Source organism: Polaromonas sp. AET17H-212 (assembly GCF_002379085.1).
Classification (GTDB): Bacteria; Pseudomonadota; Gammaproteobacteria; order Burkholderiales; family Burkholderiaceae_C; genus Polaromonas.
In genome coordinates, this window is sequence record NZ_NBZW01000021.1 from 40,856 (window position 1) to 62,875 (window position 22,020).

Genomic DNA, 22,020 nt, shown 5'->3' on the forward strand with positions numbered 1-22,020 from the left:
GCGGGGGTCAAACCGGAAAAGAAAGGGGATTATGCGCTGTCTCCGGACCCGGCCGGGGCGTCCAGCGCCTGGCGGATGCCGGCCAGAAAATCACGCACCAGGGGCACGACTTCCGCGCGCGGCTGGTCGGTGATCAGCTGGATGATGCGGCTGCCGATGACCACGGCGTCGGCGACCCGGCTGATGGCTTTGGCGGTCGCGGCATCGCGGATGCCGAAGCCCACGCCCACCGGGATGCTGACGTGTTGGCGGATGCGTGGCAGCATGGCCTCCACCGCGCCCAGGTCCAGGGTGCCGGCCCCGGTCACACCCTTGAGCGAGACGTAATAGACATAACCGCTGGCCACGCCGGCGATTTGCGCCATGCGTGCATCGGTGCTGGTCGGGGCCAGCAGGAAGATCAGGTCCATGCCGTGGCTGCGCAAGGTGGCGGCAAAAGCCACACATTCCTCGGGCGGGTAGTCCACCACCAGCACGCCGTCCACGCCGGCCGCGGCCGCATCGCGCACAAAGGCCTCCTTGCCACGCTTGAGGTCATAGGCTTCGATCGGGTTGGCATAACCCATCAGCACCACCGGCGTCCTGTCGTCCTGCTGGCGGAACATACGCACCATCTCCAGCACCTGCGCCAGGCCAATGCCCATGGCCAGGGCCTGGTCGCCGGCTTTCTGGATCACCGGGCCGTCGGCACTCGGGTCGGAAAAGGGCACGCCGAGCTCAATCACGTCGGCGCCGCCGGCCACCATGCCGTGCATCAGCGCGGGCGTGATGTCGGCATAGGGGAAGCCGCCGGTGACATAGGGAATCAACGCCTTGCGGTTTTGGGCTTTCAGCGCGGCAAAAGTGGCAGCAATGCGGCTCATGATGGTGTCCCACTTCCCTTGACGGCGTGGCCGCGCATGGACGGTCGGTCGTAGAAGTCCGCGCCCGACAGGTCGGCCACGGTGCCGATGTCCTTGTCGCCGCGGCCCGAGAGGTTGACCAGGATGGACTGATCGCTGCGCATGGTGCTGGCCAGTTTCATCGCGTAGGCCACGGCGTGGCTGGACTCCAGCGCGGGAATGATGCCTTCGGTGCGGCACAGGTAATGAAAGGCCGACAGCGCTTCCTTGTCGGTGATGCCGACATACTCTGCGCGGCCGATGTCCTTGAGAAACGCGTGTTCGGGGCCGACGCCGGGGTAGTCCAGGCCGGCGCTGATGCTGTGCGTTTCGGTGACCTGGCCGTCCTCGTTTTGCAGCACATAGGTGCGGTTGCCATGCAGCACGCCCGGGCTGCCGCGCTGCAGGGAGGCCGAGTGTTTGCCGCTGTCCATGCCTTCGCCAGCCGCCTCGACGCCGATCAGGCGTGTTGTTTCATGCGAAATATAGGGGTGGAAAATGCCCATGGCGTTGCTGCCGCCGCCGACGCAGGCAATCACCGCGTCAGGCTGTTTGCCGCTGGTCATTTCCGGCATCTGCGTCAGGCACTCTTCGCCGATCACGCTCTGGAAGTCGCGCACCATCATCGGGTAGGGGTGCGGGCCGGCGACGGTGCCGATGATGTAGAAGGTGTTGTCGACGTTGGCGACCCAGTCGCGCATGGCTTCGTTGAGCGCGTCCTTCAGCGTCTTGCTGCCGGACTCGACCGGCACCACGGTGGCGCCCAGCAGCTTCATGCGGTAGACGTTGGGGCTCTGGCGCTTGACGTCCTCACTGCCCATGTAGACCACACATTCGAGGCCGTAACGCGCGCAGATGGTGGCGGTGGCCACGCCGTGCTGGCCGGCGCCGGTTTCGGCGATGATGCGCGGCTTGCCCATGCGCCGGGCCAGCATGGCCTGGCCGATGGTGTTGTTGATCTTGTGCGCGCCGGTGTGGTTCAGGTCTTCGCGTTTCAGGTAGATCTGCGCGCCGCCCTGCTCGCGGCTCATGCGGGCGGCGTGGTAGATCGGGGAGGGGCGGCCGACGAAATGCTTGAGCTCGTAGTGGAATTCCGCGAGGAAGGCCGGGTCGTGCTGGTATTTCGCGTACGCGTCTTTCAGCTCGTTGATCGCATGGGTCAGCGTTTCAGAAACGAAACTGCCGCCGTAAATCCCGAAGTGGCCCGTCGGGTCAGGTTGCTGGTAGGTGTACATGGTTTTTTGCAAGTAAGTCGTCGGCGGCACGAACGGCTGCGACGAACTGATGGATCTTGTCGGCGCTTTTGATTCCTTTCGAAATCTCGACGCCCGAACTGACATCGACGGCCAGCGTCTTACAACGCGGCCGCACTTGCAAAATGCCATCGGTCACATTTGCAGGTGTGAGTCCACCAGACAAAACGAGGTGAGCGTTGACGCTTGGAGGAAGAAGTGACCAATTGAATGTTTTTCCGCCGCCCCCGAATCCGTCGACATGGGCGTCGAGCAGGATGGCCTGGGCAGCTTTGAAGTCTTGCGCGTATTTTACGAGATCAAAAGCGGTGGCGCCATCAGCGGGTTTTTCATCCAGCGGGATGCGTGCCGCGCGCAGGAAGGGGCGCCCGGCGCGCAGGCAGGTCTCGGGCGTTTCATCTCCATGAAATTGAAGCAAGGCCGTTGGTACATGGGTGCAGGCAGCTATGATTTCAGGAGCATCAGCATTGACGAAAAGCAGGACCGGTGTGACGAAAGGCGGCAGGCGGCGGGCCAGCTCGGCGGCGCGTTCAGCGCTGACGCTGCGCGGGCTGGGCGCGTACATGACAAAACCCACGGCATCGGCACCGGCAGCCACGGCGGCGTCCACGTCCTCTTCGCGGGTGAGGCCGCAGATCTTGATGCGAGTCCTGTGCATGGTCATGGCAACCAATCATAAGCTGCGGTGCGCTCGGGCAGGCCGTAGCGGGCCTCGTAACGCGGACCCAGAAAATACAGGCCGTCGGGCGAAAAGGTGGGGGCGGCGACGTCCCGGCGGCGCGCGGCCCGCACCTCGGCGAGCCAGTCAGGAGGGTGCTGGCCCTGGCCGACGGCGACCAGGCAGCCCATGATATTGCGGATCATGTGGTGCAGGAAGGCATTGGCTTCAAACTCGAAGCGCCAGTAGCCTGCGCGCTGCGACACCTCGATGCGGCTGATGGTCTTGACCGGCGACTTCGCCTGGCACTGGGCCGCGCGGAAGGAGCTGAAGTCGTGTTCACCCAGCAGGTGGGTGATGGCTGTGCGGATGGCTGCCGGGTCCATTGGCCGGTAGACCCAGCCGACGCGGCCCGCTTCCACGCTGGGGCGCACCGGCGACTCCAGCAGCACGTAGGCGTAGCGGCGGCTTGTGGCGCTGCCGCGGCAATGGAACTCGGCGGGTACCTCACGCGCCCACTGCACGGCGATGTCGCGGGGCAAGAAAGCGTTGGTGCCGCGCACCCAGGAGGACAGCTCGCGTTGCAAGGGGGTGTCGAAATGAACCACCTGCATCAGGGCGTGAACCCCGGCATCGGTACGTCCGGCGCACAGCGTGCGCAAAGGCTGGGCGGCGAACTTGCCCAGCGCTTTTTCCAGCCGGTCCTGCACCGTGTTGCCCGAAAGCTGGCTTTGCCAGCCTTCGTAAGCGGTGCCGCTGTAGCTCAGTCCCAGAGCGATCCTCACGGGTAGCCCTCAAGGGAAAGGTGCAAGGGGTCAGGCCAGGGCGTTAAGAAATGCCTGGGCCTTGCTCTTGAGGGAGCCGCTCGATTGCGTCAGCACTTCCTCGGCCAGTGAGCGGGCGCCCTCGACATCGCCAATCGCGCGGAACTCTTCGGCCAGCGCAAACTTGGTTTCCAGCGGATCGTCACTGTCCACCGACGGCGCCGCCGCGCTGGCTGCGGTGATTTTCTGGCTTTCCGTGGACGGGCCATCGAGATCGAGCGACAGGGCGCCCATATCAAATTCAAGCATGCCGCCAGAGGTGTCCAGATCTGCGGCACCCGTGCTCAGGGTGGCCGGTTCGGTGGCGAAGTTCAGGCTGTTGCCCGCTGCGGGTGAGGCAACGGGGGCGGCGGCTTTCGCCGGAGCCGGTGCCGCAACAGGCATATCGAACGTCGCGGAGCTGAAGTCCAGGCTGTTGTCGTCGGCTGCAGGGGCTGCCGCAACCGGCATGGCCAGGACAGGTTGAACCGGCGCCACCGGGGCCGGCGCCGTAACGGCTACCGGCGCGGTGGGTTCGTCGTCCAGCGAGAAATCAAGGTCCAGGTCGAAATCCACGGCCGCGGCCGCCGGCTCCGGCGCCGGGCTGGCAGCCTGGGCCAGGGTTGGTCCCGCGGCCAATCCGGCGGCGCTGGCGCCGGCAACCGCCATGCTGCTGCTTGCGGCGGCAGACACCGGTTGTCCACCGGGCTGGTACATGGGGTTGGCGGGGTCGAGCTCACGGCCCATTTCAGCCATGTGCGCCCACTCAACGCCCTGGCCCCGGGTCAGGTTGAACGCTTCGGTCGCCACCATTTCAAACGCCTTGGTGTCGCGGCGTTTGGCATAAATCTCCATCAGCTTCGCATGGATGGCCACGCGGGTGGGACTCACACGGATGGCTTCCTTGAGAATTTCCTCGGCTTGGAGGTCACGCCCGTAAGCCAGGTAAACATCGGCTTCAGCGACCGGATCCACATCGCCGGCGGCATCGAGCTGGCTCGGTGAGTACACCATCGACGAGCCGGTGACATTGGCTTCATTGGTGTCTATGCGCTGGCCGCCACTGGCGCCAAAGAAGGAATCGGGCTGCAGGCGGCTCTCGAGGAAGGAGCTGTCGACCGCGACGGCATTTTTGCGCTGGCGCGAGCGGTACACGCCGAAGGCTGCCAGAAGCACCAGCAAGCCAGCGCCACCGGCCAGCATCAGCGGGTTCTGGAGCAGTTCGTCGATCAGGCTGGGTTCCGGAGGCAGAGGAGGAATCACGACCGGCTTTTTCACTGGCGCCGGGGCTGCAGCAAGCACCGCTGCGGGGGCGCTGGCAGCGGCTTCAGGTGACACGGCCGCACTGGCCGGACTTGCCGTGGTGACGGCGGCAGGGGCGGAAGCCGCGGGTGCGGCAGCTGGCAATGCGCCGGGCGCAGCGGATACGGCCGCCGGTGTTGGCACGGCCAGCCCTGGCGTTGCGGGGGGGGTGGCAGGGGTCGTTGCCGGAGGGGTGGGTGCTGTTATGGGCGCTGTGGTGGGCGCACTGGTCAGCTTGTTGAGGTCGCTGATGTTTTTTGACAGCTCGGCCACGCGGGCCGCTGCTTCCTTGGCCTGGCGTTCCTGCGCGATTTTTTCTTCGGCCGCGGCCTTGCTCTGGACCGCACCTTTAGAGAGGGTCAGCTTGTCAGGCGTGGCGGCGGCAGGGGCCTTGTCCTCGACCTTGGCCTGGACCTGGCCTGCGGCCTTGCGGTCCGCGCCGGCGACCTGGGTCGTCGGGGCGCCTTCGGCCAGCTTGCGGCGGAATTCGTTGAAGTCCTTGCTCTGCGCAACAATGGTCCGGGTGGCTTCGCCGGCAGGGACGTATTCCGCCTGGTCGCCCGTCGGGACTTCCAGGACGGCGCCGGACCTGAGCCGGTTGACGTTGCCGCCTATGAAGGCATCGGGGTTGCTGCGCAGCAGCGCGACCAGCATCTGGTCCAGCGACACGCTGGCCGGCTTGGCCTGCGCCGCGATTTTTCCGGCGGTGTCGCCAGCTTTGACGACAATTTTCTGGCCCTCCGCGGAGGCGGGCCGTTCGGCGGGTGCGGGCGCAGGCGCCTTGGCCACCGGGGCTGGCCTGGAAGGTGGCGGACCCGGAGGGGAATAGGGTGCTGGCGCGACGCCTGGCCGCGGTGGCGCCGGCAAGGAGGCCACCGGAGGCGGGGCGGCAGGCCGCGACATGACAGGTGCGGTCGGGGCCGGCATGGCCGGGGCGGCGGCCTGACGCAGGTTCGGTGGATCAAACAGCATCGTGTAGTCACGCACGATGCGCCCGGAGGCCCAGCGGGCCTCGAGAATCAGGTCGACAAAAGGTTCGCTGACGGGCCTGTCGCTGCTCAGGCGCAGGAACGACCGGCCATCGGTACGGCGCTGCAGGCTGATTTTGACATTGGCCACGGCCGCCGTGTATTCCAGGCCGGCGGCCTTGAAGGCATCGGCATTGGCGACGCTGGCCTTCAGGGAGGCTGCTTCTTCGGCGCTGATTTCGACGATTTCGATTTCTGCCCGCAGGGGTTCACCCAAGGCGGACTGGACGGTGACCCGGCCCAGCCCCAGCGCATGTGCCGGCAAAGCGGCCATGCTACCCAAAACAGCCATGGCAGCCGCCACGGCTCCCATGCGCCAACGGACGGGTTGAATCATGGGATTCGGAGCCTTTGGGGCCCGGGTTGCATTAAATTTTATTCTGCTGGTCCGCACAAAAACCTCAGCGCTAATTTCGACAAAACAACATTAACATCAAGGCATTAGGCTGACAAGCTAAGACAGCACTTAAGTTTTGACACCCCGGGTTAGCATCAACTTACATCTTCCAGATGTTGCCTGACGACAACGGGCTGTCACAAGTGGTTACGGGTGGTGGCCGGGCATCATTGGCCACTTCCTCGTGTTTTCAGGCCTGCAGCAGGATGCGCAACATGCGGCGCAACGGCTCTGCCGCACCCCAGAGGAGCTGGTCACCCACCGTGAAAGCGCCCAGGTAGTCGGGACCCATGGCCAGCTTGCGCAGGCGGCCGACCGGGATGCCCATGGTGCCGGTCACGGCCACGGGGGTCAGGTCGGTGATGCTGGCTTCACGCGTGTTCGGCACCACCTTGACCCAGGCGTTGTCGGCCGCAATCATGGCCTCGATGTCGGCCAGCGGCACGTCTTTCTTGAGCTTGAAGGTCAGCGCCTGGCTGTGGCAACGCATCGCGCCTATGCGCACACAGAAGCCGTCCACCGGCGTTTCGGCGGTGCCGAAGCTGGCGCCCTGGCCCAGGATCTTGTTGGTTTCGGCGCCGCCCTTCCACTCTTCCTTGCTCATGCCGTTGCCCAGGTCCTTGTCGATCCAGGGGATCAGGCTGCCGCCCAACGGCACGCCGAAGTTCGCGGTCTCTGCGGATGACAGCGACTGCTGCCTGGCCAGCACGCGGCGGTCGATTTCAAGAATGGCCGATTTCGGGTCGTCCAGCAGCGCACGGACTTCAGCGTTGAGTGTGCCGTACTGCGTCAACAACTCGCGCATGTGCTGGGCGCCACCGCCGGAGGCGGCTTGGTAGGTCATGCTGGTCATCCACTCGACCAGGCCGGCCTTGTACAGCGCGCCCACACCCATCAGCATGCAGCTCACGGTGCAGTTGCCGCCAATCCAGTTCCTGCCGCCCTTGGCCAGTGCGTTCTGGATCACCGGCAGGTTGACCGGGTCCAGCACGATGATGGCGTCGTCGTTCATGCGCAGGGTCGATGCGGCATCAATCCAGTGGCCGGTCCAGCCGGCGGCGCGCAGCTTGGGGTAGACCTCGGAGGTGTAGTCGCCGCCTTGGGCGGTGATGATCACGTCACACTTTTTCAGGGCCTCGATGTCGAACGCGTCTTTCAGCGTGGTTTCGTTCTTCGCCTGCGCCGGGGCTTTGCCGCCGGCATTGGAGGTCGAAAAGAAGACCGGTTCGATCAGGTCGAAGTCGCCTTCGGCCTGCATGCGGTCGATCAGCACCGAGCCGACCATGCCGCGCCAGCCGACGAGTCCCGTGAGATTGCCCTTGAGTTTCATGATGCGCCCTTCAAAAAGTCAAAAATGAAGCTTTTCGGCCCGGCTCATCGAGCCGGCAGGGCACGACGAACCAGGCTTGCTAGCCTTTAATGGTGGTCGTTTTGGTGGTCTGGGCAAAAACCGGCGCAGCGCCGATCGCGCGCGAAGCGGCGACAAGACGGGTGAAAGCGGGGTTTTTGCGCATGGAGCTATTGTAATCACCGCCGGCCGGCCCGGCGCCGCAAGGCACCATTTGCCGGTTTGGCCTGTGGCAGCCAGCCAACGCCGAAGCGTCGGCGGCGTTTTCAGGACTGGCTGAGTGCCTTGACGACCGCGTCGCCCATCTGCACCGTGCCGACCTTGGTCGTGCCTTCGCTGTAGATGTCAGGGGTGCGCAGGCCTTGCGTCAACACCGCGTCCACGGCTTTTTCAATACGTGCGGCGGCTTCCGGCTGGTTCAGGCTGAAACGCAGCATCATGGCCGCGCTCAAAATCGTGGCCAGCGGATTGGCCACGCCCTTGCCGGCGATGTCGGGTGCGCTGCCATGGCTGGGTTCGTACAGGCCCTGGTTTTTCGTGTTCAGGCTGGCCGAGGGCAACATGCCGATCGAGCCGGTCAGCATGGCGGCCGCGTCGCTGAGGATATCGCCGAACATGTTGCCGGTGACCACCACGTCGAACTTCTTGGGCGCCTTGACCAGCTGCATGGCGGCGTTGTCCACGTACATGTGGTCCAGCGCGACATCGGGGTATTGCAGACCGACTTCAGTGACGATGTCTTTCCAGAACTGGAAGGTCTCCAGCACATTGGCCTTGTCCACGCTGGTCACGCGTTTGCCGCGCTTGCGCGCCGCCTGGAAGGCGACATGGGCGATGCGTTCGATCTCGGGCCGCGAATAACGCATGGTGTCGAACGCTTCCTCGCTGCCGGGGAAGTGGCCGTCGGTGGCGGTGCGGCGGCCGCGCGGCTGGCCGAAGTAGATGTCGCCGGTCAGCTCGCGGATGATCAGGATGTCCAGGCCGGACACCAGTTCGCGTTTCAGGCTGGAGGCATCCACCAGCTGCGGGTAGCAGATGGCGGGCCGGAAGTTGGCGAACAGGCCCAGGTGCTTGCGCAGGCCCAGGATGGCCTGCTCGGGGCGCAGCGGGCGGTCCAGCTTGTCGTATTTCCAGTCGCCGACGGCGCCGAACAACACCGCGTCCGAGGCTTGCGCGAGTTTCAGGGTGGCGTCGGGCAGCGGATGGCCATGCGCTTCGTAAGCGGCACCGCCGACCAGCGCGGTGTCCATCTCGAGTTTCAGGTCCAGCACCTGGAGGACCTTGACGGCCTCGGCGACGATTTCGGTGCCGATGCCGTCACCCGGAAGAATTGCGATTTTCATGCTTGCTCTTTTATTGATAGCTGTTGGCGCCCGACCCATAAGGGGCCGGGTCGTTTTTTATGTATTAAATAACAGGTGATCAGGCGATCAGGGTATGCGCCAGCCAGGGCTTTTTCGCCAGCCGTTCGGCTTCAAAGGCCTTGATCTTGTCGCTCTGGCGCAGGGTCAGGCCAATGTCGTCGTAACCGCCGAGCAGGCAGAATTTCTTGAAGGCCTGGACCTCGAAGGCAAGCTCTTCACCCTGCGGCTTGATCACCACCTGGCGCTCCAGGTCGATGGTGAGCTGGTAGCCGGGGAAGGCCAGGGCCTCGTCGAACAGCTGGCTGACCTGCGCTTCGCTGAGCACGATGGGCAGCAGGCCGTTCTTGAAGCTGTTGTTGAAAAAGATGTCGGCGTAACTCGGCGCAATGATGGCGCGAAAGCCGTACTGGTCCAGCGCCCAGGGTGCGTGCTCGCGCGAGGAGCCGCAACCGAAGTTCTTGCGCGCCAGCAGGATGGAGGCGCCCTGGTAACGCGGCTGGTTCAGCACGAAGTCCGGGTTCGGCTTGCGTGTGGCCGGGTCCTGGCCGGGAAAGCCGGGGTCCAGGTAACGCCAGGCGTCGAACAGGTTGGGGCCGAAGCCGGTCTTGCGGATGGACTTGAGGAACTGCTTGGGGATGATGGCGTCGGTGTCGACGTTCTCGCGGTCCATCGGGGCCACGAGGCCTTTGTGCACGGTGAAGGGTTGCATTATTTTTTCGCCTTGTCTTCAATTTTCTCGCCGACTTTTTGCAGGTCCTGGCCGAATCCCCTGGCGGTGTTGCAGCCAGCCAGCACAAACGCAGCAGCGGCCAGTGACAGTGCGAGCAGCGCGGTGGTCTTTTTCATGATGACTCTCCTGAGATGGGGCTAGGAAAACTTGCGGATATCGACAAAGTGACCGTGCACGGCCGCGGCTGCGGCCATGGCCGGGCTCACCAGGTGGGTGCGGCCGCCGGCGCCCTGCCGGCCTTCGAAGTTGCGGTTGCTGGTGGAGGCGCAACGCTCGCCCGGCTCGAGCCGGTCGGCGTTCATCGCCAGGCACATCGAGCAGCCGGGCTCACGCCACTCAAAACCCGCGGCCACAAAAATCTTGTCCAGGCCTTCGCGCTCGGCCTGTTCCTTGACCAGGCCGGAGCCGGGCACGACCAGCGCGAGCTTGACGTTGGCGGCGACCTTCTGGCCGATCTTCTGGACCATGGCAGCGGCTTCGCGCATGTCCTCGATGCGGCTGTTGGTGCAGGAGCCGATGAAGACCTTGTCGATGAGGATGTCGTTGATGGCCTTGCCGGGCTGCAGGCCCATGTAGGTCAGCGCGCGTTCGATGGCATCGCGCTTGTTGGCGTCTTTTTCCTTGTCGGGATCGGGCACGCGGTCGTCGATGGACAGCACCATCTCGGGCGAGGTGCCCCAGGTGACCTGCGGCCGGATCTGGCTCGCATCGAGCTGCACCACGGTGTCGAAAACGGCATCGGCATCGGACTGCAGCGTGCTCCAGTACTGCACCGCCTGGTCCCACTCCACGCCGGTGGGGGCCAGCGGCTTGCCCTTGACGTAGGCGATGGTCTTGGCGTCCACCGCCACCAGACCGGCACGGGCGCCGGCTTCGATGGCCATGTTGCAGACCGTCATGCGGCCTTCCATGCTCAGCGCGCGTATCGCCGGGCCGCCGAATTCAATCGTGTAGCCGGTGCCGCCCGCAGTGCCGATTTTTCCAATGATCGCCAGCACGATGTCCTTGCCGGTCAGGCCCGGTGCCAGCATGCCGTCCACCCGGACCAGCATGTTTTTGGCTTTTTTGGCGAGCAGGGTCTGCGTGGCCATCACGTGTTCGACCTCGCTGGTGCCGATGCCGTGCGCCAGTGCGCCAAACGCGCCGTGGGTCGAGGTATGCGAGTCGCCGCAGACCACGGTCATGCCGGGCAGGGTGGCGCCGGTCTCGGGACCGATCACATGCACAATGCCCTGGCGCTTGGACAGGAAGGGGAAGTAGGCGGCCGCGCCGAACTCGGCGATGTTGCTGTCCAGCGTGGTGATCTGCTCCTTGCTGACCAGGTCGGTGATGCCGTCGTAGCCGAGTTCCCAGCCGGTGGTCGGCGTGTTGTGGTCGGCGGTGGCGACGATGGAGCTGATGCGCCAGACCTTGCGGCCGGCCTCGCGCAGGCCCTCGAAGGCCTGCGGGCTGGTGACTTCATGCACCAGGTGCCGGTCGATGTAGAGGATGGCCGTGCCGTCTTCCTCGGTGTGGACGACGTGTTCGTCCCAGATCTTGTCGTAAAGGGTGCGTCCCATGGTGTTTTCCTTCGTGGTCTGTCGATTTTAAGGGGGTCGGGGTGTGTTGTCCGGGGTCACCGCACGCGCAGTGAGGTGGTCCACCAGCAGGCGGGCGGTGACGGGCAGGCTGGAAAAATCGCGCGCCACCAGTTCGATCTGGCGGGACGCCCAGGCATCGGTCAGCGCGACCGATTCGAGTTCGCCGACGCCGTGCATCAGCTCGAACGCCCGCTGCGGCATCACGCCGACGCCCAGGCCGTTGTGGATCATCCGGCACATCGCGTCCAGCCCGGTCACGTGGATGCGCAGCTTGATGGTGCGCCCGGCCGAGGCGGCGGCATTGCGCATGGCCAGGTAAATCGAGCTGTTCGAATGCAGGCCGACGTGGTCGAAATCCAGGCTGTCCGCAAAAGCGATGCTGTCACGCGTGCCCAGCACGTGCCCGCGCGGCACGATCATCACCAGGCGGTCCTGGCGGTAGGGCAGGGTCTGCAGCTTGCCAATGCCGTCGGCCGTGTTGCAGATGCCCAGATCGGCCGCGCCTTCCTGCACCGCGCGCACGACTTCCGTGCTCAGGTGTTCCTCGAGGTCGATCTTGACCTCGGGATGCTGGCTGATGAAGGTGCCCAGGTCTTCCGGCAGGAATTGCACGATGGCCGAGATGCTGGCGTGCACGCGCACATGGCCACGCACGCCGGCCGCGTATTCACTGAGCTCGCCCTGCATTTTCTCGAGGCTGAACAGCACCGAACGGGCATGGTGCAGCAGGCTCTGGCCGGCCGGCGTCAGGTCCACGCCGCGCGTGTGGCGGTAGAGCAAGGGGGTATCGAGCGCAGCTTCGAGGTCGGAGAGGCGTTTGCTGACGGCCGACGCGGCAATGAATTCCCGCTCCGCCGCCTTGCCGATGCTGCCCAGCTCACACACGGCCACAAACAATTGCAGCGACGTGAGGTCCATGCGGCGGGCGAAGTTGCGTTCTGAGTTAAGCATCAAAAGGGGTCAAAGTCATCGTGGTTCACGATGTTTGCCTATTTTGACCGCTTTATTCTGACTTGGTCATCGCGAAATGCGATGACTGGCTTGCCCGCTGGCTGGGCCTGCCTCGCCTGCCGCGCAGGGGTTTTGGGTGTTTTTGGCCTCCAGCCCAGAGGGGACGGGCGAAGGAGGCTACTGAATTGATAGCATTCAGTCGATGATCTTGCCGGGATCGAGCGCCCGCACCCGGTGGTCCACGTTGTAGCCGCCGAACTCGGTGTAACGCAGCAGGTGCCGCGCGCAGCGGCCGCAGTGCCAGACCTCGCTGCGGTTGTAGGGGAAAAAGCCGACAGCCACCGGGGCCTCGGGCGAGTCGTAACGCGTGCCCTGGGGGTGTTTTTCTTCCAGTGTGGGTTCCTCCACAGCCGGGTCGCGCAAGGTGGCGACCCGGGTCATCTGCCCGGCCTCCCAGCGGTACTCGGCCAGGCTTTCCCAGCCGGCGCAGGCACCCAGCGCGCACTCGCAGGCGCGGGGCGCGGTGGGGCGGGTGATGGCCGAACGCAGCTCGGCAGCAGTCTGGATGAATGTCAAGGGTGAACTCCTCAAGCGGCCAGGGCCGCAAAAAAGCCCGCCCATGTTGCCACGGGCGGGCCGGATTCAGGCATGCAGGCGGATCAGCGTGCGGTGATCGGCTTGACGTCGCGCTGGACGGAGCCGTTGAACAGCTGGCGCGGACGGCCGATCTTGTATTCGGGATCGCCAATCATCTCGTTGAGCTGGGCGATCCAGCCGACCGTGCGGGCGAGCGCGAAGATCGCGGTGAACAGCGGCACGGGGATGCCGATGGCGCGCTGCACGATGCCGGAGTAGAAGTCGACGTTGGGGTAGAGCTTGCGCGAGACGAAGTAGTCGTCTTCGAGCGCAATTTTTTCCAGCGCCATGGCCAGCTTGAACAGCGGGTCGTTTTCCAGACCCATTTCCTGCAGCACTTCCTTGCAGGTTTCCTGCATCAGCTTGGCGCGCGGATCGTAGTTCTTGTAGACGCGGTGGCCAAACCCCATCAGCTTGACGCCGGAGTTCTTGTCCTTGACCTGCTTGATGAATTCGCCGATGTTCTCGACGCCGCCGTTTTTCTGGATGTCGCCGAGCATGTTGAGCGCCGCTTCGTTGGCGCCGCCGTGCGCAGGGCCCCAGAGGCAGGCCACACCGGCTGCAATCGCTGCAAACGGGTTGGTGCCGGACGAGCCGCACAGGCGGACCGTGGAGGTCGAGGCGTTCTGCTCGTGGTCGGCATGCAGGATGAAGATGCGGTCCAGCGCGCGTTCGAGCACCGGGTTGACCTTGTACTCCTCACATGGCGTGGCAAACATCATGTGCAGGAAGTTGCCGGCGTAGCTCAGGTCGTTCTTGGGGTACATGTAGGGCTGGCCCACGGTGTACTTGTAGGCCATGGCGACCAGGGTCGGCATCTTGGCGATCAGGCGGATCGCGGCAATCTCGCGGTGCTCGGGATTGGTGATGTCGGTGCTGTCATGGTAGAAGGCCGACAGGGCGCCGACCAGGCCGGTCATGATGGCCATCGGATGCGCGTCACGGCGGAAGCCGCGCAGGAAAAACTGCATCTGCTCGTTGACCATGGTGTGGTTGGTCACGCGGCTGACGAAATCCCGTTTCTGGTCGGGCTTGGGCAGTTCGCCGTAAAGCAGCAGGTGGCAGGTTTCGAGGTAGTCGCAATTGGTGGCCAGCTGCTCGATCGGGTAGCCGCGGTACAGCAGCTCACCCTTGTCGCCGTCGATGTAGGTGATGGCCGACTGGCAGGACGCCGTGGACAGGAAGCCCGGGTCGTAGGTGAACATGCCGGTCTGTGCATACAGCTTGCGGATGTCCACGACGTCGGGGCCCACGGTGCCGTGGTACACCGGCAAATCAACACTGGGGCTGCCATTGCTGAAGGACATGGTGGCTTTGTTGTCAGCTAGCTTCATTTCTTGCGTCTTTCTTGTCAAATCAAAGGGGGTCGGTCACGGGGCTGTGGCTGCGGCGCGAATCAAGTTTAAGACCTGCAAGGCCTCGTAAGTAGATGCACTTACCTGCGCGTCCGCTTCTGAAAGCTGGCTGGGCTCCCGACGTTTTAGCAGAAGGTCCAGCAAATCGTTGTCAGACAAATCCATTAAATCATTCAGGCCTTTAGCCTGGCTGACGGTCAGGGTGGCTTCGTGGCGCCGGAAAAACTTTTCGATCAGCAGGTCGTTTTCCAGCAAACCCCGGCGGCACCGCCATTTGAGCTTGCTCAGGGCCCGTTCGTCGAGTCGTTCATCCATCCCGTTCATCTCAAGCCGTCCCGTGGTTCTGGGTTCTAGACAGAACGCAAGACCATCATTTCCTTGATCTTGCCGATGGCCTTGCTGGGGTTCAGACCCTTGGGGCAGACATCGACACAGTTCATGATGGTGTGGCAACGGAACAGGCGGTACGGGTCTTCGAGGTTGTCCAGGCGGTCGGCGGTGGCCTCATCGCGGCTGTCGGCAATGAAGCGGTAGGCCTGCAGCAGGCCGGCCGGGCCGACAAACTTGTCCGGGTTCCACCAGAAGCTCGGGCAGCTGGTGGAGCAGCTCGCGCACAGGATGCATTCGTACAGGCCGTTGAGCTCGTCGCGTTCCTCGGGGCTTTGCAGGCGCTCTTTTTCGGGCGGCACGTTGTCGTTGATCAGGTAAGGCTTGATCGAGTTGTACTGCTTGAAGAAGTCCGTCATGTCGACGATCAGGTCGCGCACCACCGGCAGGCCGGGCAGCGGCTTGAGCACGATGGTGCCCGGCAGCGTGCGCATGTTGGTCAGGCAGGCCAGGCCGTTCTTGCCGTTGATGTTCATCGCGTCCGAACCGCACACACCTTCGCGGCAGGAGCGGCGGAAGGAGATGGTCGGGTCCTGCGCCTTGAGCTTCATCAGCGCGTCCAGCAACATGCGTTCGCTGCCGTCGAGCTCGACCTCGATGGTCTGCATGTAGGGCTTGGCGTCGGTGTCGGGGTCGTAGCGGTAAATCTGGAAAGTACGTTTGGACATGGAGGTTCTCGCTGATCTGGTTGGCTTGGGCTTAGAAGCTGCGCACGGTGAGCGGCACGGAGTCGACCGTCAGCGGCTTCATTTGCACCGGCTTGTAGGCCAGGCGGCTGCCTTCGCTGTACCACAGGGTGTGCTTGTGCCAGTCGGTGTCGTTGCGGCCGTTCGGGTGTTCCGGCGTGTCGCCGTAATCGTCCACCGAATGCGCGCCGCGGCTTTCGTGGCGGGCCGCGGCCGAAACGATGGTGGCCTGGGCCGCCTCGATCAGGTTCTCGACCTCCAGCGCCTCGATGCGCGCCGTGTTGAAGATCTTCGACTTGTCCTTCAGGCCGATGGTCTTGACGCGTTCACGCAGTTCGGCGATCTTGGCGACACCGGCATCCATGATGGCCTGGGTGCGGAACACGCCGGCGTGCTGCTGCATGGCCGCGCGGATGTCGTTGGCCACGTCCTGGGCGTATTCGCCGTCCGTCGCGTTGTCCAGGCGGGCGATGCGCGCCAGCGTGGCGTCGGCGGCGTCGGCAGGCAGGCTCTTGTGGCTGGTGGTCTTGTTGAACTCGACGATGTGATTGCCGGCCGCGCGGCCGAACACCAGCAGGTCCAGCAGCGAGTTGGTGCCCAGGCGATTCGCGCCGTGCACGCTGACGCAGGCGCATTCGCCCACGGCATACAGGCCGTTGACGACCTGGCTCTTGTTGTCGGCGTTCTGGGTGACGACCTGGCCATGGATGTTGGTCGGGATGCCGCCCATCTGGTAATGGATGGTGGGAACCACCGGAATCGGCTCCTTGGTGATGTCGACGTTGGCAAAATTGTGGCCAATTTCAAACACCGATGGCAGGCGCTTCATGATGGTCTCGGCGCCCAGGTGGGTCATGTCGAGGTTGATGTAGTCCTTGTTCGGACCACAGCCGCGGCCTTCCTTGATTTCCTGGTCCATGCAGCGCGACACGTAGTCGCGTGGTGCCAGGTCCTTGTAGGCCGGTGCATAACGCTCCATGAAGCGCTCGCCATTGCTGTTGCGCAAAATGGCGCCTTCGCCGCGGCAGCCTTCGGTCAGCAACACGCCGGCGCCATGCACGCCGGTCGGGTGGAACTGCCAGAACTCCATGTCTTCGAGCGGGATGCCGGCGCGCGCCGCCATGCCCAGGCCGTCGCCGGTGTTGATGAAGGCATTGGTCGATGCGGCAAAGATGCGGCCGGCGCCGCCGGTGGCCAGCAGCGTGGTCTTGGCTTCAAAGATATGCACGTCACCGGTTTCCATCTCGATGGCGGTCACGCCGACGACGTCGCCGGCGGCATCACGGATCAGGTCCATGGCCAGCCATTCGACGAAGAAGCTGGTTTTTTCCTTGACGTTCTGCTGGTACAGCGTGTGCAGCATGGCGTGGCCGGTGCGGTCGGCCGCGGCGCAGGCGCGCTGCACCGGCTTTTCGCCGTAGTTGGCGGTGTGGCCGCCGAAAGGGCGCTGGTAAATCGTGCCGTCGGGGTTGCGGTCGAACGGCATGCCCATGTGCTCGAGGTCATACACGACCTTGGGCGCTTCGCGGCACATGTACTCGATCGCATCCTGGTCGCCAAGCCAGTCGGAACCCTTGACGGTGTCGTAGAAGTGGTAGTGCCAGTTGTCCTCGGACATGTTGCCGAGCGAGGCGCCGATGCCGCCCTGGGCCGCCACCGTGTGCGAGCGCGTCGGGAACACCTTGGAGAGCACGGCCACGTTCAGGCCGGCACGCGCCAGCTGCAGCGAGGCGCGCATGCCGGAGCCGCCGGCCCCGACGATCACCACGTCAAATTTGCGTTTGGGAAGCTTGGAGGATGCAGTCATGATTGCTTTTTCAAAAGTCGGTCGTCAAAAGTGGGCGCTCGGTTCCGGGGGCTCAAAGCCGCCACAGCACCTGGATGCCCCAGCCGGCGCAGGCCACCAGCCACACGATCGTGAACACGTCGAGGGAGAGCTTGAGCCACACCGGCTTGACGTAGTCCATCCAGATGTCGCGCATGCCGACCCACACGTGGTAAAGCAGTGCGAGGATCACGACAAAAGTCAGCACCTTCATCCACTGCGACGAAAAAATACCGGCCCAGCGGTCATAACCGAGGGGGCCCCTGGTGAAGATCACCTGGGCCAGCAGCAGGACGGTAAAAAGGGCCATCAGGGCGGCGGTGACGCGCTGGGCCAGCCAGTCACGGGTGCCGTAGTGCGCGCCGACAACGAGGCGTTTGGAGCCGTAGTTCACAGACATGGGGATGCTCCTTGGATCAGTAGAGGCCGAACAGCTTGGCGCCCAGCACCAGCGTCAGCAGGATGCTCAGGGCCAGCGTGACGAGCGCCGTGCTTTTGCCGAATTCGTTGCTGAGCCTGTGGGTGACGTCCATGTAGAGATGGCGCAGGCCGGCGATGAAGTGGTGCAGGTAGGCCCAGATCAGGGCGAGGGCCACCAGCTTCCAGATGAAGCCGGGCAGACCCAGCATGCCGATGTTGAAGGCGGCCTTGAATTTCTCGAATGAAATTTCGGAAGAAATCGAGGTGTCGAACATCCAGATGATGAAGGGCATCAGGAGGAACATGATGGCGCCGCTGGCGCGGTGCAGGATGGACACCCAGGCCGCCGGCGTCATGCGGTAGGTGGTCAGGTCTTTGAAGGCGTTGATGTTGCGGAACTCGGGCCGCTTTGCACGCTGTTTGGATGCCAGCTCTGTCATGGGTGGGCTTTCGTGGGGGAGAGAGGTCTTGTAACTGCTTGGTAACTGCCTGGCAAGCGCGCCGCAATTACAACTAAAAACATCCGGATTCTATTGCAACGCAGCATCCGTCCGGCCCGTCCGGAACGTGGCTGCACGTTTTTTGTCGGAAAAGCGAGAGGGGAAACCAGTAATTTTGCTCCGGCGCAAGTGGAGTGGTGCACGCTGACATGAACATGACAGGCGGTCCTGGTCAGACTGCAGGGTTGGCGCGGAAGCGCCGGCTGGTTGCCTTGGAAGGCCATGGAAATAGGGCTCAGCTCAGGGTGTTGCGGTAGTAATGGGTGTCAGTGCGGTAATAACCGCGCCGCAATTCCATCGGCACATCGTTGTAGGTGTAGGCGATGCGCTCCACGCTCAGCAGCGGCGTGCCGGGCGCCACTTTCAGGAGCAGCTCGCGTCCGTCCGTGGCAGCCTCGGCGCGTATTTTTTCTTCAGCGCGAACCATGCGCACATTGAACTCGGTCTCGAACAGCGCATACATCGGGCCGTGGTAGTCGGCCAGCCGCTCGGCAGTCAGGCCCTTGAAGGGGGCGGCCGGCAGCCAGAGGTCTTCCAGAATGGTCGGTGTTCCGGCAAAACTGAGCACGCGGCGTGCCTGCAGCACGGCGTCGCCGGTGCGCAGCGCCAGTGCGCGGGCAATGTCGGCGCTGGCGCGCACGCGGCGGCAGCCGATGATGTCGCGCTGGGCCGGGCCTTCGCTGCCCGGTGTGCCGCTGTCGGGCACGAGTTTGAGGAAACGGAACTGCACATGCTGCTCTGCATGGGTGGCCACAAACGTGCCTTTGCCCTGGCGCCTTACCACCAGGTTATCGGCCGCGAGTTCGTCGATGGCCTTGCGCACCGTGCCCTGGCTCACACGGTAGCGGGCGGCCAGGTCCATCTCGGAGGGGATGGCTTCACCCGGCTTCCATTCGCCCGACTGCAGGCTTTGCAGGATCAGGCCCTTGATCTGCTGGTACAGCGGGCTGAAAGCCGGCGTGGCACCTGCAAAATCATCGGTGGATGGAGGAGGAATGGCGGCCATGGACGAGGTGGGTGAACTGCGTCGATCATATCTTATATAAGACATAAGACAAATTGACGTCTCCGGATTTTCCAGCGTAAAATCTTCGGCTGAGTTGATCGCGATGCTTTGCCCCGTGTGATGTATGTCACATGCGTTCGGGGCACCCAGGCTGCGCAAAACACTTCATTACTTCATCGTTACCCCTCAACCGATTTACAACCTTCCTGGAGTTCTCCATCATGAGCAAAAAACCCGTCCGTGTTGCCGTTACAGGGGCCGCTGGTCAAATCGGTTACGCACTGCTGTTCCGCATCGCTTCCGGCGAAATGCTGGGCAAGGACCAGCCGGTGATCCTGCAACTGCTGGAGGTGCCGGTGGAAGGCCCGCAAAAGGCGCTCAAGGGCGTGATGATGGAGCTTGAGGACTGCGCCTTCCCGCTGCTGGCCGGCATGGAAGCCTATGACGATCCGATGAAGGCCTTCAAGGATGCCGATTACGCGCTGCTGGTCGGCTCGCGTCCGCGCGGCCCGGGCATGGAGCGTGCCGAACTGCTGGCCGTCAATGGCGCCATCTTCACGGCCCAGGGCAAGGCGCTCAACGCCGTGGCCAGCCGCAACGTCAAGGTGCTGGTGGTCGGCAACCCTGCCAACACCAATGCCTACATCGCGATGAAAAGCGCGCCCGACCTGCCGCGCAAGAACTTCACCGCCATGCTGCGCCTGGACCACAACCGCGCTGCCAGCCAGCTCGCTGCCAAAACCGGCAAGGCCGTGGCCGACATCGAAAAACTCACCGTCTGGGGCAACCATTCGCCCACCATGTATGCCGACTACCGCTTTGCCACCATCAAGGGTGAAAGCGTGGCCAAGATGATCAACGACCAGGACTGGAACGCCAACGTGTTCCTGCCGACCGTCGGCAAGCGCGGCGCCGCCATCATCGAGGCGCGCGGTTCGTCTTCTGCCGCATCGGCCGCCAACGCCGCCATTGACCACATGCGCGACTGGGCGCTGGGCACCAAGGGCAAATGGGTCACCATGGGCATTCCTTCTGACGGCCAATACGGCATTCCGAAGGACATCATGTTCGGCTTCCCCGTCACCTGCGACGGCGGCGAGTACAAACTGGTCGAGGGTCTGGAGATCGACGCCTTCAGCCAGGAACGCATCAACAAAACCCTGGACGAACTCAAGGGCGAGCAGGACGGCGTCAAGCACCTCCTCTGATCGCGCAGAAGCCCACGGTAGTGACACATCCCCGCGACGTTCTGCTTGGCGCCCAGGCGCAAACCGGTTTTCTGCCGGTTTGCGACCACTACAGCGGCGTCGAGGCGCGGATGCGCAAAAGCCTGCAGTTGCAGGCGGAGATGACCGAGGAGTTCGGCACCTGCGTTTTTGACGTCACGCTCGACTGCGAAGACGGTGCCCCCGTGGGTGGCGAGGCCGACCATGCCGCGCTGGTGGTGGCGCTGGTGGCGCTGGCCGGTAACAAGGCCAGGGTCGCCGTCCGGGTCCATGCGGTGGATCACCCGGCGTTCGAGATGGACATGGCGACCATCGCCGGCAAGGTGGGCCACCGCCTGAGCCACATCATGGTGCCCAAGGTCGAGTCTGTGGATGACGTCGAGCGTGCGGTCGCCGCGCTGGCCGCGGTGGCGCAGACCGGCGTTCCCCTGCATGTGCTGCTCGAGTCGCCTGCCGCGGTGCACCGGGCATTCGAGATTGCCGCGCATCCGCGCGTGCAGTCGATCAGCTTCGGTTTGATGGATTTTGTTTCCAGCCACGGCGGTGCCATTCCGGGCGCAGCCATGGGCAGCCAGGGACAGTTCACGCATCCGCTGGTGGTGCGCGCCAAGCTCGAGATCGCTTCCGCCTGCCATGCCCATGGCAAAGTCCCTTCGCACTGCGTTGTCACGGAATTCAGTGACACTGCGGCGATGAAGACGGCTGCGCAAAAAGCCGCCCGCGAATTTGGCTACACCCGCATGTGGAGCATTCACCCGGCCCAGATCCGCCCCATCCTGGAGGCGTTTGCGCCCAGCGAAGGCGAGATCGAAGGCGCTACAAAAATAATAGCTGCTGGCGCCCGTGCTGATTGGGCGCCCATCAGTTTTGAAGGTCAGTTGCACGACCGGGCCAGTTACCGCTTTTTCTGGCAAGTGCTGGAGCGGGCGCACCGGACCGGCCGCGTTTTACCGCAAGAGGCGCAGGTTTATTTTCCTGCCGCACTTCTTTAGTTGCTTGATTGATTGCCGACCTTTTCCAAAGGAAACCCCATGAAACGCATTGTTCTTTCTGCCCTGGTGCTTGCCGCCCCCGCCCTGTTGCTGGCACAGACGGCCGCGCCCAAACCTGCGTCCAAACCCGCGGCCAAAGCTGCCGCAGCTTCCTCCACCGCACAGCCTGCCCAGGCCGCCAAACGTGCGCCCATCAAACGCTCGGCTGCCAAGGTGGTCGAGGAAATGACGCCCATCGACGATGACCCGAATGTCACGCTGACGCCGGAAGACCTCGAAGTCGCCAAAAAGGTGTACGTGGGCACCATCCCCTGTGAGCTGGGCGCTTCCGTCACCATCACGCCGAGCGAAAAGCGTCCGGGCTTTTTCCTGGTGCAAACCGGCAAGACGCGTTTCCGCATGCACCCTGTCGGAAGCCGCACCGGCGCCGTTCGCCTGGAGGACGGCCGTGCCGGCGCGATGTGGCTGCAGCTGGGCAACAAGTCCATGCTGATGAGCCAGAAGCAGGGCCAGCGCCTGGCCGACGAGTGCATGAGCCCGGCGCAGCTGACCTTTGCTGACGAGATGAAGAAGAACCCCCCGGTGAGCATTCTGGAGCCCCTGCCAGCAGCCAAGCCGGCGCCCGCATTGGCTGGCACGGGTTCTGCTCAACCGGCCCTGCCGCCCGCCAAAGCCGAATAACACCAGGCCGG

The 22,020-nt window shown here is 63.9% G+C and carries 22 protein-coding genes; 3 read left to right on the top strand and 19 right to left on the bottom strand.

Translation table 11 applies throughout. The annotated features are described in order from the left end of the window. Positions 1-29: 29 nt before the first annotated feature. From trpA to B7G53_RS15945, 19 genes are all read right to left on the bottom strand, one after another. The gene (gene trpA, locus B7G53_RS15855) at positions 30-863 is read right to left on the bottom strand and encodes a tryptophan synthase subunit alpha (protein ID WP_096669402.1); all 834 of its coding nucleotides are present in this window, start codon (positions 861-863) and stop codon (positions 30-32) included. Continuing rightward, positions 860-2,116, bottom strand: coding sequence for a tryptophan synthase subunit beta (gene trpB / locus B7G53_RS15860; RefSeq protein WP_096669404.1), 1,257 nt, complete (start codon positions 2,114-2,116; stop codon positions 860-862). The genes trpA and trpB overlap by 4 nt, the downstream gene beginning before the upstream one ends. Continuing rightward, on the bottom strand, positions 2,094-2,792 hold the full coding sequence (locus B7G53_RS15865; RefSeq protein WP_096669406.1) for a phosphoribosylanthranilate isomerase: 699 nt from the start codon (positions 2,790-2,792) through the stop codon (positions 2,094-2,096). The genes trpB and B7G53_RS15865 overlap by 23 nt, the downstream gene beginning before the upstream one ends. Positions 2,793-2,794: 2 nt before the next feature. Continuing rightward, positions 2,795-3,577, bottom strand: coding sequence for a tRNA pseudouridine(38-40) synthase TruA (gene truA, locus B7G53_RS15870; protein ID WP_096669408.1), 783 nt, complete (start codon positions 3,575-3,577; stop codon positions 2,795-2,797). Positions 3,578-3,607: 30 nt separating this feature from the next. Beyond that, positions 3,608-6,217: a FimV/HubP family polar landmark protein gene (locus tag B7G53_RS15875; protein WP_255250037.1), complete on the bottom strand. Its 2,610-nt coding sequence runs from the start codon at positions 6,215-6,217 to the stop codon at positions 3,608-3,610. Positions 6,218-6,512: 295 nt separating this feature from the next. Continuing rightward, positions 6,513-7,652, bottom strand: a complete 1,140-nt coding sequence (gene asd / locus B7G53_RS15880; protein ID WP_096669412.1) for an aspartate-semialdehyde dehydrogenase — start codon at positions 7,650-7,652, stop codon at positions 6,513-6,515. A 284-nt stretch (positions 7,653-7,936) separates the two neighbouring features. After that, entirely contained in the window at positions 7,937-9,013 is a 1,077-nt protein-coding gene (gene leuB, locus B7G53_RS15885) for a 3-isopropylmalate dehydrogenase (RefSeq protein WP_096669414.1), read from the bottom strand. A gap of 79 nt (positions 9,014-9,092) precedes the next feature. Continuing rightward, positions 9,093-9,743, bottom strand: coding sequence for a 3-isopropylmalate dehydratase small subunit (gene leuD, locus B7G53_RS15890; protein ID WP_096669416.1), 651 nt, complete (start codon positions 9,741-9,743; stop codon positions 9,093-9,095). Further along, positions 9,743-9,880 carry an entericidin A/B family lipoprotein gene (locus B7G53_RS15895; protein ID WP_096669418.1) on the bottom strand — a complete coding sequence of 46 codons (138 nt, stop codon included), beginning with the start codon at positions 9,878-9,880 and terminating at the stop codon, positions 9,743-9,745. The genes leuD and B7G53_RS15895 overlap by 1 nt, the downstream gene beginning before the upstream one ends. Before the next feature lie 21 nt (positions 9,881-9,901). After that, positions 9,902-11,323 (bottom strand): 3-isopropylmalate dehydratase large subunit, encoded by a 1,422-nt coding sequence (gene leuC, locus B7G53_RS15900; protein ID WP_096669420.1) that lies wholly within the window; start codon positions 11,321-11,323, stop codon positions 9,902-9,904. A 27-nt stretch (positions 11,324-11,350) separates the two neighbouring features. Continuing rightward, the gene (locus B7G53_RS15905) at positions 11,351-12,295 is read right to left on the bottom strand and encodes a LysR family transcriptional regulator (protein ID WP_096669422.1); all 945 of its coding nucleotides are present in this window, start codon (positions 12,293-12,295) and stop codon (positions 11,351-11,353) included. A 195-nt stretch (positions 12,296-12,490) separates the two neighbouring features. Further along, complete coding sequence (locus B7G53_RS15910) at positions 12,491-12,871, bottom strand: hypothetical protein (RefSeq protein WP_096669424.1); 381 nt, start codon at positions 12,869-12,871, stop codon at positions 12,491-12,493. An 83-nt stretch (positions 12,872-12,954) separates the two neighbouring features. Next, positions 12,955-14,265 (bottom strand): citrate synthase, encoded by a 1,311-nt coding sequence (gltA, locus tag B7G53_RS15915; RefSeq protein ID WP_096669426.1) that lies wholly within the window; start codon positions 14,263-14,265, stop codon positions 12,955-12,957. A 36-nt stretch (positions 14,266-14,301) separates the two neighbouring features. Further along, the gene (locus tag B7G53_RS15920) at positions 14,302-14,610 is read right to left on the bottom strand and encodes an FAD assembly factor SdhE (RefSeq protein ID WP_096669428.1); all 309 of its coding nucleotides are present in this window, start codon (positions 14,608-14,610) and stop codon (positions 14,302-14,304) included. A 26-nt stretch (positions 14,611-14,636) separates the two neighbouring features. Next, positions 14,637-15,341: a succinate dehydrogenase iron-sulfur subunit gene (locus tag B7G53_RS15925; RefSeq protein ID WP_096669430.1), complete on the bottom strand. Its 705-nt coding sequence runs from the start codon at positions 15,339-15,341 to the stop codon at positions 14,637-14,639. Between the two features lie 31 nt (positions 15,342-15,372). Further along, entirely contained in the window at positions 15,373-17,166 is a 1,794-nt protein-coding gene (gene sdhA / locus B7G53_RS15930; RefSeq protein ID WP_096669432.1) for a succinate dehydrogenase flavoprotein subunit, read from the bottom strand. A 52-nt stretch (positions 17,167-17,218) separates the two neighbouring features. After that, a complete protein-coding gene (gene sdhD / locus B7G53_RS15935) occupies positions 17,219-17,584 on the bottom strand; it encodes a succinate dehydrogenase, hydrophobic membrane anchor protein (protein WP_096669434.1) in 366 nt (121 codons plus the stop codon). A 16-nt stretch (positions 17,585-17,600) separates the two neighbouring features. Next, entirely contained in the window at positions 17,601-18,044 is a 444-nt protein-coding gene (gene sdhC, locus B7G53_RS15940; RefSeq protein ID WP_096669436.1) for a succinate dehydrogenase, cytochrome b556 subunit, read from the bottom strand. Positions 18,045-18,339: 295 nt separating this feature from the next. Then, positions 18,340-19,110: a GntR family transcriptional regulator gene (locus tag B7G53_RS15945; protein ID WP_096669438.1), complete on the bottom strand. Its 771-nt coding sequence runs from the start codon at positions 19,108-19,110 to the stop codon at positions 18,340-18,342. A 221-nt stretch (positions 19,111-19,331) separates the two neighbouring features. Between B7G53_RS15945 and B7G53_RS15950 the strand changes: the two genes are divergently transcribed. Genes B7G53_RS15950 through B7G53_RS15960 form a run of 3 tightly spaced genes read left to right on the top strand, consistent with a single transcriptional unit; the run spans position 19,332 to position 22,009 of the window. Beyond that, positions 19,332-20,318: a malate dehydrogenase gene (locus B7G53_RS15950; protein ID WP_096669440.1), complete on the top strand. Its 987-nt coding sequence runs from the start codon at positions 19,332-19,334 to the stop codon at positions 20,316-20,318. A gap of 20 nt (positions 20,319-20,338) precedes the next feature. Further along, positions 20,339-21,328, top strand: a complete 990-nt coding sequence (locus B7G53_RS15955) for an HpcH/HpaI aldolase/citrate lyase family protein (protein ID WP_096669442.1) — start codon at positions 20,339-20,341, stop codon at positions 21,326-21,328. A gap of 39 nt (positions 21,329-21,367) precedes the next feature. Continuing rightward, complete coding sequence (locus B7G53_RS15960) at positions 21,368-22,009, top strand: hypothetical protein (protein ID WP_096669444.1); 642 nt, start codon at positions 21,368-21,370, stop codon at positions 22,007-22,009. Positions 22,010-22,020 lie beyond the last annotated feature (11 nt).

Excerpts from the sequence above, each read along its gene's own strand:
- trpA (WP_096669402.1), bottom strand. The coding sequence starts at position 863 with ATGAGCCGCATTGCTGCCACTTTTGCCGCGCTGAAAGCCCAAAACCGC.
- trpB (WP_096669404.1), bottom strand. The coding sequence starts at position 2,116 with ATGTACACCTACCAGCAACCTGACCCGACGGGCCACTTCGGGATTTAC.
- B7G53_RS15865 (WP_096669406.1), bottom strand. The coding sequence starts at position 2,792 with ATGCACAGGACTCGCATCAAGATCTGCGGCCTCACCCGCGAAGAGGAC.
- B7G53_RS15875 (WP_255250037.1), bottom strand. The coding sequence starts at position 6,217 with ATGGCTGTTTTGGGTAGCATGGCCGCTTTGCCGGCACATGCGCTGGGG.
- asd (WP_096669412.1), bottom strand. The coding sequence starts at position 7,652 with ATGAAACTCAAGGGCAATCTCACGGGACTCGTCGGCTGGCGCGGCATG.
- leuB (WP_096669414.1), bottom strand. The coding sequence starts at position 9,013 with ATGAAAATCGCAATTCTTCCGGGTGACGGCATCGGCACCGAAATCGTC.
- leuD (WP_096669416.1), bottom strand. The coding sequence starts at position 9,743 with ATGCAACCCTTCACCGTGCACAAAGGCCTCGTGGCCCCGATGGACCGC.
- B7G53_RS15895 (WP_096669418.1), bottom strand. The coding sequence starts at position 9,880 with ATGAAAAAGACCACCGCGCTGCTCGCACTGTCACTGGCCGCTGCTGCG.
- leuC (WP_096669420.1), bottom strand. The coding sequence starts at position 11,323 with ATGGGACGCACCCTTTACGACAAGATCTGGGACGAACACGTCGTCCAC.
- B7G53_RS15905 (WP_096669422.1), bottom strand. The coding sequence starts at position 12,295 with ATGCTTAACTCAGAACGCAACTTCGCCCGCCGCATGGACCTCACGTCG.
- gltA (WP_096669426.1), bottom strand. The coding sequence starts at position 14,265 with ATGAAGCTAGCTGACAACAAAGCCACCATGTCCTTCAGCAATGGCAGC.
- B7G53_RS15920 (WP_096669428.1), bottom strand. The coding sequence starts at position 14,610 with ATGAACGGGATGGATGAACGACTCGACGAACGGGCCCTGAGCAAGCTC.
- B7G53_RS15925 (WP_096669430.1), bottom strand. The coding sequence starts at position 15,341 with ATGTCCAAACGTACTTTCCAGATTTACCGCTACGACCCCGACACCGAC.
- sdhA (WP_096669432.1), bottom strand. The coding sequence starts at position 17,166 with ATGACTGCATCCTCCAAGCTTCCCAAACGCAAATTTGACGTGGTGATC.
- sdhD (WP_096669434.1), bottom strand. The coding sequence starts at position 17,584 with ATGTCTGTGAACTACGGCTCCAAACGCCTCGTTGTCGGCGCGCACTAC.
- sdhC (WP_096669436.1), bottom strand. The coding sequence starts at position 18,044 with ATGACAGAGCTGGCATCCAAACAGCGTGCAAAGCGGCCCGAGTTCCGC.
- B7G53_RS15945 (WP_096669438.1), bottom strand. The coding sequence starts at position 19,110 with ATGGCCGCCATTCCTCCTCCATCCACCGATGATTTTGCAGGTGCCACG.
- B7G53_RS15950 (WP_096669440.1), top strand. The coding sequence starts at position 19,332 with ATGAGCAAAAAACCCGTCCGTGTTGCCGTTACAGGGGCCGCTGGTCAA.
- B7G53_RS15960 (WP_096669444.1), top strand. The coding sequence starts at position 21,368 with ATGAAACGCATTGTTCTTTCTGCCCTGGTGCTTGCCGCCCCCGCCCTG.